Genomic DNA, 11,808 nt, shown 5'->3' on the forward strand with positions numbered 1-11,808 from the left:
GCTTCGACTTCGAGGGACCGGGGACCCGTCAGCCCGCAGCCGCGACGTGCGTGACCCGCGCCGCCTCCCGGAGCTCCTGCTCCCGGCGGCGGCGCCGGGCCAGCACCACGCGGCGCTCGGCGGCGGTCAGGCCGCCCCACACCCCGTACGGCTCCGGCTGCAGCAGCGCGTGCTCGCGGCACTCCAGCAGCACCGGGCAGCGGGCGCAGACCCGTTTGGCCTGCTCCTCCCGTGCCAACCGCGCCGCCGTGGGTTCCTTGGACGGGGCGAAGAACAGCCCCGCCTCGTCGCGCCGGCAGGCGGCGTTGGAATGCCAGGGTGTGTCATCCGTGGACCCGCGTTGTGCAGGGACGTGTGAACGGGGATCGTCCAGACGGGCTTCTATCGGATGAAGCACGACGCACTCCTGACGGCAGCTCGGCGAGGGGGCAGACATCGCCGTACGGCCAGGCAGAACGCTGGCGGATCCGCAGCCGCACGGCGAGGCGATGTGTGGCCAGATCTACCCCGTCGCACACTGATTCATGCACAGAGCACGCAACCCGAGCGAATTGCCAGCGTTCCTATCCCTCCAGGAACTTGCGTGCTTTCGCGGCCAGTTTGCTGGGCCTGCGCCGCTTCGCCTCGACGCCGCCGAAGACCGCACTGCCCTTGATCGTGACCACCGGCCCGTGCGGGTCGGTCCCCTCCTGCTGGCGCACCTCGAAGCCGCCGAAGATCCCCGCGCCGCCGCCCCGCAGTGTCACGTTCTCGGGCACCCTGATCTCGATCCCGCCGAAGACCGCCGTGCAGTGGATCACCAGTTCCGGAGCGTCGAACACCGCTTCGGTCAGATCGATCTCCACCCCGCCGAAGACCGCCACAGCCTTCACGAACCGCCCGGCCCGGAACCGCCCCTTCCGCTCGGCCCCGCCGAAGACCGCCACCATGTTCTCGGACTCGGTCCGGGACGGCAGTGCCGACTGCGGCTGCGGCGCCGACGCCATCGGCTGGTGCGTCGCGTGGTGCGACGGCAGGTCCCTCGTCAGCGGGACCAACTCGCCCAGCGTCTTCGCCGCGTACACGGCGTCCACCCGCTCCGAGTGCTCCTCGGCGGTCAACCGGCCCTCCGCGTACGCCTCGCGCAGTGCCTCGGCCACCCGCTCGCGGTCCGCGTCGGACGCCCGCAGCTCCGCCGAGACACCCGCGGGAACATCCGTCGGGTCCGCGTAAGGCCTGGGCGCCGCAGGCTTCTTGAACGGGTCGGGGAGGGAGGAGTTGTCCACACCGTGAGGATAGTCACCCGCCCACCCCGACCGACAGCCCCGCTCAGTACCCTGGGAGGGCTCCGCCACGGCCGTCGGAGCTCATCGCCGATGATTGAGGACAGCGCCATGCCCGACTTCGCCTACACCGACCTGCTGCCGCTCGGCGCGGACCCCACTCCGTACCGGCTGCTCACCACCGAGGGTGTCAGCACCTTCGAGGCGAACGGACGGCGCTTCCTCCAGGTCGAGCCCGAGGCACTGCGCCTGCTCACGGCCGAGGCGATGCACGACATCTCGCACCTGCTGCGCCCGGCGCACCTGACCCAGCTGCGCCGGATCCTGGACGACCCCGAGGCGAGCCCCAACGACCGCTTCGTCGCCCTGGACCTGCTCAAGAACGCCAACATCGCGGCCGGCGGCGTGCTGCCGATGTGCCAGGACACCGGCACGGCCATCGTGATGGGCAAGCGCGGCCAGAACGTCCTCACCTCCGGCGGCGACGAGTCCGCGATCTCGCGCGGCATCTTCGACGCCTACACCAAGCTCAACCTGCGCTACTCGCAGATGGCCCCGCTGACCATGTGGGACGAGAAGAACACCGGCAGCAATCTGCCCGCGCAGGTCGAGCTCTACGCGACCGACGGCGACGCCTACAAGTTCCTCTTCATGGCCAAGGGCGGCGGCAGCGCCAACAAGTCGTACCTCTACCAGGAGACCAAGGCGATCCTCAACGAGGCGTCGATGATGACCTTCCTGGAGCAGAAGATCCGCTCGCTGGGTACCGCCGCCTGCCCGCCGTACCACCTCGCCATCGTCGTCGGCGGCACCAGCGCCGAGTTCGCCCTCAAGACCGCCAAGTACGCGTCCGCGCACTACCTGGACACCCTCCCCAGCGAGGGCTCGGCGTCCGGGCACGGCTTCCGCGACCTGGAGCTGGAGGCCCGCGTCCACGAGCTGACGCAGAAGATCGGCATCGGCGCGCAGTTCGGCGGCAAGTACTTCTGCCACGACGTGCGCGTCATCCGCCTCCCCCGCCACGGCGCCTCCCTGCCCGTCGCGATGGCGGTGTCCTGCTCCGCCGACCGCCAGGCGCTGGGCAAGATCACCGCCGAGGGCGTCTTCCTGGAGCAGCTGGAGTCCGACCCGGCCGGATACCTCCCGGAGACCACGGACGAGCACCTGGACGACGCCGTGGTCCGGATCGACCTCAACCAGCCGATGAGCACCATCCGCACGGAACTGTCGAAGTACCCGGTCAAGACCCGGCTCTCGCTCACCGGCACCCTGGTCGTCGCCCGCGACATCGCCCACGCCAAGATCAAGGAGCGCCTGGACGCGGGCGAGGGCATGCCGCAGTACCTCAAGGACCACCCCGTCTACTACGCGGGCCCGGCCAAGACCCCCGAGGGCTACGCCTCCGGCTCCTTCGGCCCGACCACGGCAGGCCGGATGGACTCCTACGTCGACCAGTTCCAGGCGGCCGGCGGCTCCATGGTGATGCTCGCCAAGGGCAACCGCTCCCAGCAGGTCACCGACGCCTGCGCCAAGCACGGTGGCTTCTACCTGGGCTCCATCGGCGGCCCGGCGGCCCGGCTGGCGCAGGACTGCATCAAGAAGGTCGAGGTGCTGGAGTACGCCGAGCTGGGCATGGAGGCGGTCTGGCGGATCGAGGTCGAGGACTTCCCGGCGTTCGTCGTGGTCGACGACAAGGGCAACGACTTCTTCGCCGACCCGGAGCCCTCCCAGCCTCTGATCACCAGCATCCCGGTCCGCCCGGGGCGGTAGTCGGGAGCGAGCCCGGCGTTCCCGCGCTCCCCCCAATGGCCCAGCGCGGGAACACCGGGCGCCTCCCCGCCGCTGTGGGTAGGTGGAGGTCATGACCATGAGCGAGCAGCACACCAGCGGCGACAGCGGCGGCAGCAGCGCCCACCCCGGCGCCTACCGGACCGAGCACGACTCGATGGGCGAGGTCCGCGTCCCGGCCGATGCCAAGTGGGGGGCGCAGACCCAGCGCGCGGTGGAGAACTTCCCCGTGTCCGGGCAGCGCCTCGAACGGGCGCACATCCAGGCGCTGGCACGGATCAAGGCGGCGGCGGCGAAGGTCAATGCCGAGCTGGGGGTGCTGGACGGAGCGACCGCGAAGGCGATCAGCGAGGCGGCGGAGGAGGTGGCCGAGGGGCGCTGGGACGCCGAGTTTCCCATCGACGTGTTCCAGACCGGCTCGGGGACCTCCTCCAACATGAACGCCAACGAGGTGATCGCCGCCCTCGCCGGCGAGCGGCTGGGCGCCCCGGTCCACCCCAATGACCACGTCAACGCGAGCCAGTCGTCCAACGACGTCTTCCCCTCCTCGATCCACATCGCGGCGACGGCGGCCGTCAGCCATGACCTGGTCCCGGCGTTGGAGCAGCTGGCGGAGGCGCTGGAGCGGAAGGCCTCGGAGTTCGCCGAGGTGGTGAAGTCCGGGCGGACCCATCTGATGGACGCCACACCGGTGACCCTCGGTCAGGAGTTCGGCGGGTACGCGGCGCAGGTCCGCTACGGGGTCGAGCGGCTGCGGGCGACGCTGCCGCGGGTGGCGGAACTGCCGCTGGGCGGGACCGCCGTCGGCACCGGAATCAACACCCCGCCGGGGTTCTCCGCGGCGGTGATCGCGGAGGTGTCGCTCGCCACAGGGCTGCCGTTGACCGAGGCCCGGAACCACTTCGAGGCACAGGGCGCGCGGGACGGCCTGGTCGAGCTCAGCGGACAGCTCCGTACCGTCGCTGTCGGCTTCACGAAGATCGCCAACGATCTGCGCTGGATGGGCTCGGGGCCGCGGACAGGGCTGGGCGAGATCAACCTGCCCGATCTGCAGCCGGGCTCGTCGATCATGCCGGGCAAGGTCAATCCGGTGATCCCGGAGGCGGTGGTCATGGTCGCCGCGCAGGTCGTCGGCAACGACACGACGGTGGCACTGGCGGGTGCGAGCGGCAACTTCGAGCTCAATGTGATGCTGCCGGTGATCGCCCGGAACCTGCTGGAATCGATCCGCCTACTCGCCAACATCGCCCGGTTGCTCGCCGACCGCACGGTCGACGGCATCACCGCGAACGTCGAGCGGCTGCGCGAGTTCGCGGAGTCCTCCCCCTCCGTCGTCACTCCGCTGAACCGCTACATCGGCTACGAGGAGGCGGCCAAGGTCGCCAAGCAGGCCCTGGCGGAGCGGAAGACGATCCGTCAGGTGGTGCTGGATCGCGGCTACGTCGAGCAGGGGAAACTGACCGAGCAGCAGTTGGACGCCGCACTGGACGTCCTGCGCATGACCCGTCCCTGACCCTCCGGGGGGAGGGTCAGGGACGCAGGACCAGGTCTGCTCAGCCGACGGCGATGTCGTCGGCCGAGTAGGCGCCCTGGGCGTACCAGCCGTGCAGGTAGACGGTGACGGTGGTGGTGGCCCCGGTGGTGAAGGGGACCGTGAGTTTCTGCCAGAGGCCGTTGGTGGTGGCCCAGGTGGAGGCGTCGGTGCTGCCGGTGCCGCTGACGCCGAGGTAGGTGTAGCTGCCGTTGACCCAGCCGGTGAGGGTGTAGGCCGTGTTCGGCTTCACAGTGATCACCTGCTGGCACTGGGCGTCGTCACTGGAGCTGGGCGTCGCCGTCAGGGCGTGGGAGCCGGAGTGGACGGTGCCGCTCTGGACGGTGGGGTTGCTGCCCGCGGAGCAGGTCCAGGGCGAGAGCGAGCCTGACTCGAAGCCGCCGTTGACCACGGTGCCGCTACCGCCGCCGGTCGATGTGGGCGTCGGGGTCGGGGTGGGTGTGGGGGTAGGCGTCGGGGTCGGGGTAGGCGTCGGGGTCGGGGTGGGCGTGGGTGTCGGCGTGGGCGTCGGGGTGGGGGCCGAGCAGCCGGCCGCCGAGCCGTTGGTGTCGGTGACGGCCGCGTTGAACAGCGTCGCCGCCGGGTCCAGGTCGTACATCGAGAACATCATCGTTCCAGCCAGGCCGTTGCAGTGCAGATAGTCGGTCGTGGCCTGGATGGACCGGGCGTCCTCGCCGCTCCAGAAGTTGGTGCCGTCGTAGAAGTAGGCGGCCTGCGCGGTCGGATCCCAGAACGTGTCGGCGGGATTGTCGACTATGCCGCTGAGTTCCTTGTACATATGGACGCCTGGAACGTTGCCGGACAGGGTCGCGCCTGCGGCGGGTCCGGTCGCGCTCTGGAACAGCCCGTGGTTGCTCCCGGCCGGTACCCCGGTCCAGCCCCGGTAGTAGAAGGGGATGCCGAGGGTGAGTTTCCCGGCTGGGAAGCCGCCGGGTATGCCGTAGCCGGAGTCGCCGACCGTGTACGCCTTCACGGCCTCGTCCACGTTGTACTTGGCGTTGCCCGGCGCGACCGGGCTCATCGGGTCGTTGGGACCTGAGTAGATCGGCGCCTGGTGGTTGGTGGGCCCGGTGGGCTCCCAACCGCCGTGCATGTCGTAGGTCATGGCGTCGCCGAAGGTCAGGTACTGGCCGATGTTGTTGGTCTCGACGTTCTTGATCTTGTCCTGGCCGGACGGCAGCGCGGCGCTGAGCGCGTAGGTCTTGCCGTCGGCCGCGCCCTGGGTGTTGAGCTCGCTGCGGAACTCGGCGAGAAGCGCGGTGAAGTTCGCCTTGTCGGCGGTGCTGGAGTGGTTGCCAAGGTGTCCGCCGCCGCCCGGGTACTCCCAGTCGATGTCGAAGCCGTCGAAGATGCCCTTGCCGGTTCCGGCACCGCCGTAGCCGCCCTGGGAGGGCAGGTTGCCCTTGATGAACATGTCGATGCAGGACGACACCAGGGCCTTGCGGGAGGCGTCGGTCGCGGCAGCGTCGGAGAAGTACTTCGAGTAGGTCCAGCCGCCGAGCGACAGCAGGATCTTGAGGTTGGGGTACTTCGCCTTGAGTTCCTGCAGCTGGTGGAAGTTGCCGACGATCGGCATGTTGAAGGCGTCCGCTGTGCCGTTGACGCTGATGTCCGAGCCGTACGACTTCTGGTAGTCGGCGAAGGAGTCGCCCGCGCCGTCACCGGCGTTGGGGTCGTTCTCACCGGCGGGGTCCGGGTCGGTGGCCTTGGTGGTCTCGAAGCAGGTGTGGTTGACCGGGTCGATGTTCTCGAAGTCGTAGATCAGGTAGTTCAGCTTGCCGGCGATGCCCTCGGTGTCGAGGTTCTTGGGGTAGAAGGCGTTCTGGTAGATCGACCACTGGTCGTAGTAGCCGATCTTGAGTCCGCCGCTGGTGGCAGCTGCTCCGGTGGTATTGGTGGCCGCTGTGGCCGCCCCTGCCGAGGTGCCGAGCAGGGAGGCGGAGAGGCCGAGCAGAGCCGCCGCGCAGGCGGCGGCGGACAGGCCGAATCGTCGGGAACGTTGCATGGTGCGTCCTCCCGGAGTGGGGGGTGAGGGGGACGGAAGCGCACGTGCAGAACCTGATCAGGTACCTGCCATCCAAGATGGTACAGACCAATCTGCCAGTCAAGGGTCTGGACCAGTCTGCCTGACGGATGATCAGCAGGCGACGCCGCACGGCGTCAGCGGGTCCCAGGTCAAGCCCCGAAGTCCTGCTGGCGTACAAGTGCTCCGTACTGATACTTGTTTGACGCTTCGGGATCCGGGACGATATGGCTGTGGCGAATCGTCCTGCTGCGGCGTTGGTGTTGCGTGAGGGTGACCGCGGCGAGTTTGAGCGGTTGACCCGTTCCTCGATGAACCTCGTCGTAAGCTGGTTCTCAATCGCCGAACGACAAGCCATCCACCGCGGCACCTACACTTCGGCCAAAGACCTCAACGCCAAGCTCCGCACCTACATCGACGGCTGGCACGACCGCGCCCACCCATTCACCTGGACCAAGACAGCAGACGACATCCTCAAGAAGGCCAACCGTAAGAAGATCTCAAGCGCGGAGCACTGGTCGACGACAGCTCGAAATAAGACCAGCAGGATCACGCGACACTAGAGAAAGCGGCAACCAATGAATATTCGAGACCTCCACAACGAATTCACCGCGGACCGCGCCGCCGCCGAGCGTGCCTACTATGGGAAATTCCTCACTCTCGAGGGAATCTCAATCCGAACGGGCGAAAGCCAATACGGTACGCCGGTGGTGGATGTGTCAGATGTCCCCGGAGGCCCCCACCTCGCCATCTTCGTGCTGCCGTTTGACCACCGAAAGAAGGAATCATTCCGGCTTGTTCGAAGCGTCCCCCTGGGCGTCACTGTCACCGTCAAGGGAGAATGTCGGGTCTTCAGCGAGGACGGAACAGTGCTGGTCATCAAGCAGTGCGAACTCCTCACCCCATGAGTCCCCGCGGGCCATTTCCCAGAGCGGCAAACGACCGGCACACGTGAGGTCAATCCAAGTAGGGTCGGGGACTGGCGCGATGGCTGATGCTCCGTTTCCAGTCCCCGCCGCTTCAAACCGGGCATGCGGTTCTCCCGCACCCGGCTTTCCGACATCGTCACCGCTGGGCATGCGCTGGCGCCCCGCGTAGATTTCCGGTCAGGCGGTAGACCCCGAGCCGGGTGATCCACCCATAGGTGTAGCGGGTGGTCCAGTTCCGGCCTTTGAGGCCGTGTTTTCGGCTGGCGAAGATCGCCAGCCGCTCGTGGACGTAGCCGTCGACCGCGTTGAACTTCCGCCCGGAGTTCCCGTTGCGGAAGTAGCCTGCCCAGCCCCGCAGCACGGGGTTGAGTTCGGCCACCACGGCGGCGACAGCACACCGCCTCCGAGACCGGACACGGACGCCGCGAGTCCCGCTCGATCAAGACCTGCGCCATCGCGGACGAACTCGGCGGCATCGCCTTCCCCCACGCCCGCCTGGCCATCCGCGTCCACCGGCGCCGCAAGCCCACCGGCAGACCGGAGTCCGTCACGCTTCCTGGCCCACCCTGCCAGACAGACCGTCACGAACCGGACGCCAGCCGACTCTGCCGAAGCCCTGGGGCGTTGGGGGTGAGCGTGAAAATCCACCACCCGGACGGTCGCCGGTGGAATGAGTCCGTCAATATTGCGTGATAAATGCCGCTCGGATCACCGACCGCCTTTACTAAGAGACACAGCCGCGCGTTCCGAAGGCGATCGCCCTTTCAGGGCGCTTGAGAAGAACGTATGACCGCTGCCGACCTGCTCACCAACATTGACAGTGAGGACGCACAGGGGTTGGCGTCCTACACGAGAAATGGAACAGTCAGTGACCACCAATCGCACCCTCGTCATTGTCGCCCACCCGAACCTCACGGAATCCCGTGCCAACGCCACCCGGCTCGCCGAGATCAAGGACTTGGACAACGTCACCGTCCACGACCTCTATCAGGCTTACCCTGATTTCAACATCGATGTCGCACGCGAGCAGCAGCTGCTGCGCGAGCACGACACTGTCGTTCTCCAGTTCCCGGTCTTCTGGTACAGCGTAACCCCGCTGCTCAAGGCCTGGTTCGACGCGGTGCTGATTCCCGGTTTCGCCTTCACCTTCGACGGTTCCCCCTCCGAGCTGCGCGGCAAGAAGGCTTGGCTGGCCATCACGGCCGGCACCACCCTGGAGACCTACACCGCGGAAGGCCTCGCCCGACGGACCCTCGAGGAGTACCTCGCCCCGGTCACTCAAACGCTGCAGTTCTGCCAACTTGACTACCAGGGTTTTCACGCCGTCTACGGCGTGATGTTCGACCCGTCGGACGAGGACCTCGTCCTGGAGGCCAAGGAATACCGCAGGCTCATCGCGACCAGTGAGCAGCCGGTCGGCTGACCTCGATTATTCGTGAATTCTTCGAGTTTTCACGATTAATCACGATGTTTACTCTGGGGCTCAGCCCCAGGCCGCGCGTTCCTGCATGGCACCGCCGCTTCCTTCGCTGAACTCGACGGGAGTTCAGCGAAGGAAGCTCGCCTCAGGCTCGGCGAAGCAGTCTTGAAACCCTACGGGCTGCTGCCGAGCCAATTCCTCCTGTGCTTGCCGATAATGCCGTCCGTGCAGGTCACCCGCAGGGCACAGGTTACGATCTTCGTGCCGGTTCGGCGATGATCGCCGGCTGTGTTTCTACGATTCGTGCTTCTTCTGACGCTGCGGGTACGGCGTTTTTCGTCGCGTTCCTGGCTCTGATACCTCGAGCCCGAGGCTCGTGCTGCGCATAGCCCGCGCGGACGACGGCTGGGGTATCGCCGCATCACCGGGGAGTTGGCAGGTCTCGGGATCACGGTGGCGCCCTCCACCGTCTGGGAGATCCTCGAGAGGCACGGTCCGGCCGCGTAGGTGAAGTCGGCGAGCTCCTGCTTCCAAGCCCGCACCCGGTAGCCGTCCGCCCCGCCGGCGTCCGCGGTGATCAGCAGCCGGGTCGCGTCCGGGTAGCGGACCCGTCCCTCCGCCTCCTACCAGCGGCGCAGGGTGGCCGCGGCGAGCGCCGCAGTGTCGCCGCCGCAGCCCACCGAGACCCACCCGGCGTCCGCGGCCAGGTTGTAGATCCCGTAGGGCACCGCCTTCTTCTTGGTGTCCACGCTGATCACCGGCTCACCTGCCTGCGTGAACTCGCAGACCTAGTCGTTGATGTAGCGGAACTGGACGTCCCGCTCGGGATGCCGGGCACCCTCGGTGGTCCGCGAGGTCGCCAGCAGGGAGAAGCCCTCCTCCTTCAGCATGGCGGCCACGGTTGTCCGCGCCGATGCGGTACGCCTGAGCCGACAGCTCGGCGGCCAGTTTGCGGGCCGACTTGGTCGTCCACCGCAGGGGGGACTCCGGATCTCCGCGCTTCCCGGGCTCCACCAGCGCCAAGAGCGCGGCTACCAGGCCGGGGTCGTGTTCGCGCAGCCGCCGCTTGCTCCCCGCCCCGGGCCGACGCACGCGCACCGAGGGCGACATCCCTGCGTCCAGTTCAGCCGCCCCGCGCGAGACGATGTCCTCCGAAACCCCCAACCACCGCACAGAACACCGAAGTTATTAATCGTCAGCTCCCTGGGGCGAACCGCCGTACCCACGAAGAGCGAGGACATGTACACTCGCCCGCAGTAGTTCAGGAGCTGGTCGGGGGGCTGGTGTAGTGGCAGCGGATGCTGGCGATATTGCCGAATGGGTCGGCCTTGACGGCTTGGAATGCCAAGTCGTGCAGGGTGGAGAGGTTCCCAGGCGGGCGGGCAGTGCGGGCCTGGCGGCGCTCCTCCTCGAAAGTGTCATCCAGGACGTGGTGCCGGTACTCGGCGGACCAGTCCAACTGTTGACGGATCGCCAGGTCGCTGGGTCCCGCGGCCGAGGCCGGCAGGCTGGTGATGCCGAACACGTATTCCTTAAACCACGATTGCGCGACTCCATGCCTGCGCGCCAAGTCCGGCAAAGCACGACCGATCACGAGAACTGGCTGACCACCACCATGGAACGCAACTCGCCCGGGTCCTGGTCATGAAAAACGCCGTCGCCGACAGCCAAGTTCATCGACGAGGTCCTGTCCCAGGCTATCCGAGGAAAACTCGTGCCGCAAACCTTGCTGAGCAAACCGTGCTGAGCGCCTCTGGCCCTAGACGGCCAGTGGGCGATTCTTCTGAGCCAACGGTCCCCGCAGTCGATGAATTGGACCACTGTATTATTCATGCCCTGCGTATCGACGGTCGGGCGCCGTTCAGCCGGATCGCCGAGGTTCTGGGCGTCTCCACGCAAACAGTCGCCCGTCGCTACGGGCGGCTGAGCAGCGAGCTGTCGCTTCGCGTTGTCGGGGTGGTGAACCCGCGGCGACCGTCAGGCGGGAAGTGGATTCTGAGGCTCACGGCCAGCCCGAACACCGCTCAGAGCATCGCGCAGAGCCTGGCTCGGCGGGACGACACCACCTGGGTGCGGCTCATGTCCGGGGGAACCGAAATGTGCTTTGTCATGAACTCCGATGCGCACCATACGCTGCTGTTCCGCGAGATCCCTCGTGTGGCCAACATCGCCGAGGTGTCGGCGCACCGCCTGCTGCATACCTATCTAGGCGGTCCCACCGCATGGCAGGGGCACACTACCGCTCTCACCAACGGGCAGCAGGAACAACTGCGCCGAGCACTCGACTCGTCAGATGACGCTGACGAGGCCAAGTTCCGCTTATCCCTGACCCAGGCGGACTGGCACGTGCTGGCCGCGTTGCAGAATAACGGCCGCATCAGCTACACAGACCTCGCCGCCGAGACCGGCCAGTCTTCCTCGACCATTACGCGCCGACTCGCTGCTTTGCAGGCCAGCGGCATGCTCACCTTCGACGTCGAGATCAGTGCGGAGGTATACGGCATCACCACGCAAGCCCTGCTGTGGATGTCGGTCGCCCCCGCGCACCTGAACCAGGTAGCGAGCACCCTGATCCAACACAGGGAACTAGCCTTCCTGGCCTCCACCACCGGCCAAACCAACCTGGTGGCCCTTGTCTTGTGCAAGAGTCCCAGTGAACTGCATGACTACCTGGCCCATAGGCTCAGCGCGCTGGACTCCATCCGCATGCTCGAAACAAGTCCTGTCCAGAGGACCCTGAAAACCTCCAGTCCGTTCCTGCACAGCAGCCCCAGACGTAGCAATTCAGCCTGACGCGGGTTCGGAGCCTCCATCAGTCGATCAGTCCAGGGTTT

The 11,808-nt window shown here is 67.1% G+C and carries 11 protein-coding genes and 1 pseudogene; 6 read left to right on the plus strand and 6 right to left on the minus strand.

The genetic code is table 11. From position 1 onward, the window contains the following. Positions 1–28: 28 nt before the first annotated feature. On the minus strand, positions 29–397 hold the full coding sequence (locus tag ABIA33_RS07215) for a WhiB family transcriptional regulator (RefSeq protein ID WP_370078318.1): 369 nt from the start codon (positions 395–397) through the stop codon (positions 29–31). 166 nt (positions 398–563) lie between these two features. Continuing rightward, entirely contained in the window at positions 564–1,265 is a 702-nt protein-coding gene (locus tag ABIA33_RS07220; protein WP_370078320.1) for a DUF1707 domain-containing protein, read from the minus strand. A gap of 108 nt (positions 1,266–1,373) precedes the next feature. Between ABIA33_RS07220 and ABIA33_RS07225 the strand changes: the two genes are divergently transcribed. Together ABIA33_RS07225 and ABIA33_RS07230 are read left to right on the plus strand one after the other, a co-directional pair. Further along, positions 1,374–3,032 (plus strand): fumarate hydratase, encoded by a 1,659-nt coding sequence (locus ABIA33_RS07225; protein WP_370078405.1) that lies wholly within the window; start codon positions 1,374–1,376, stop codon positions 3,030–3,032. Between the two features lie 97 nt (positions 3,033–3,129). Beyond that, entirely contained in the window at positions 3,130–4,563 is a 1,434-nt protein-coding gene (locus ABIA33_RS07230; protein WP_370078322.1) for a class II fumarate hydratase, read from the plus strand. A 40-nt stretch (positions 4,564–4,603) separates the two neighbouring features. Here ABIA33_RS07230 and ABIA33_RS07235 read toward each other — a convergent pair whose 3' ends face one another. Next, on the minus strand, positions 4,604–6,607 hold the full coding sequence (locus tag ABIA33_RS07235) for a glycosyl hydrolase family 18 protein (RefSeq protein ID WP_370078324.1): 2,004 nt from the start codon (positions 6,605–6,607) through the stop codon (positions 4,604–4,606). Between the two features lie 251 nt (positions 6,608–6,858). Between ABIA33_RS07235 and ABIA33_RS07240 the strand changes: the two genes are divergently transcribed. Together ABIA33_RS07240 and ABIA33_RS07245 are read left to right on the plus strand one after the other, a co-directional pair. After that, a complete protein-coding gene (locus ABIA33_RS07240; RefSeq protein WP_370078326.1) occupies positions 6,859–7,188 on the plus strand; it encodes a hypothetical protein in 330 nt (109 codons plus the stop codon). Positions 7,189–7,203: 15 nt separating this feature from the next. Continuing rightward, complete coding sequence (locus tag ABIA33_RS07245; protein ID WP_370078328.1) at positions 7,204–7,533, plus strand: hypothetical protein; 330 nt, start codon at positions 7,204–7,206, stop codon at positions 7,531–7,533. Positions 7,534–7,690: 157 nt separating this feature from the next. Here ABIA33_RS07245 and ABIA33_RS07250 read toward each other — a convergent pair whose 3' ends face one another. After that, the gene (locus ABIA33_RS07250; RefSeq protein WP_370078330.1) at positions 7,691–7,936 is read right to left on the minus strand and encodes a group II intron maturase-specific domain-containing protein; all 246 of its coding nucleotides are present in this window, start codon (positions 7,934–7,936) and stop codon (positions 7,691–7,693) included. Positions 7,937–8,422: 486 nt separating this feature from the next. Here ABIA33_RS07250 and ABIA33_RS07255 point away from each other — a divergent pair, with 486 nt between their 5' ends. Then, the gene (locus ABIA33_RS07255) at positions 8,423–8,977 is read left to right on the plus strand and encodes an NAD(P)H-dependent oxidoreductase (RefSeq protein WP_370078332.1); all 555 of its coding nucleotides are present in this window, start codon (positions 8,423–8,425) and stop codon (positions 8,975–8,977) included. A 491-nt stretch (positions 8,978–9,468) separates the two neighbouring features. Here the strand turns inward: ABIA33_RS07255 and ABIA33_RS07260 are convergent. Both ABIA33_RS07260 and ABIA33_RS07265 read right to left on the minus strand, forming a co-directional pair. Next, positions 9,469–10,147 (minus strand): annotated as a pseudogene (locus ABIA33_RS07260) (ISAzo13 family transposase); the annotation flags it as partial. A gap of 88 nt (positions 10,148–10,235) precedes the next feature. Beyond that, complete coding sequence (locus ABIA33_RS07265; RefSeq protein ID WP_370078335.1) at positions 10,236–10,499, minus strand: hypothetical protein; 264 nt, start codon at positions 10,497–10,499, stop codon at positions 10,236–10,238. A gap of 287 nt (positions 10,500–10,786) precedes the next feature. On the opposite strand from ABIA33_RS07265, the gene ABIA33_RS07270 reads away from it, so the two are divergent. Next, on the plus strand, positions 10,787–11,767 hold the full coding sequence (locus ABIA33_RS07270; RefSeq protein WP_370078337.1) for an Lrp/AsnC family transcriptional regulator: 981 nt from the start codon (positions 10,787–10,789) through the stop codon (positions 11,765–11,767). Positions 11,768–11,808: the final 41 nt, after the last annotated feature.

The organism is Streptacidiphilus sp. MAP12-16 (genome assembly GCF_041262165.1).
Taxonomy (GTDB): Bacteria; Actinomycetota; Actinomycetes; order Streptomycetales; family Streptomycetaceae; genus Streptacidiphilus.

What these genes read in the sequence shown, in the direction of transcription:
- ABIA33_RS07225 (WP_370078405.1), top strand. Translation starts at nt 1,374, where the DNA reads ATGCCCGACTTCGCCTACACCGACCTGCTGCCGCTCGGCGCGGACCCC.
- ABIA33_RS07230 (WP_370078322.1), top strand. Translation starts at nt 3,130, where the DNA reads ATGAGCGAGCAGCACACCAGCGGCGACAGCGGCGGCAGCAGCGCCCAC.
- ABIA33_RS07235 (WP_370078324.1), bottom strand. Translation starts at nt 6,607, where the DNA reads ATGCAACGTTCCCGACGATTCGGCCTGTCCGCCGCCGCCTGCGCGGCG.
- ABIA33_RS07245 (WP_370078328.1), top strand. Translation starts at nt 7,204, where the DNA reads ATGAATATTCGAGACCTCCACAACGAATTCACCGCGGACCGCGCCGCC.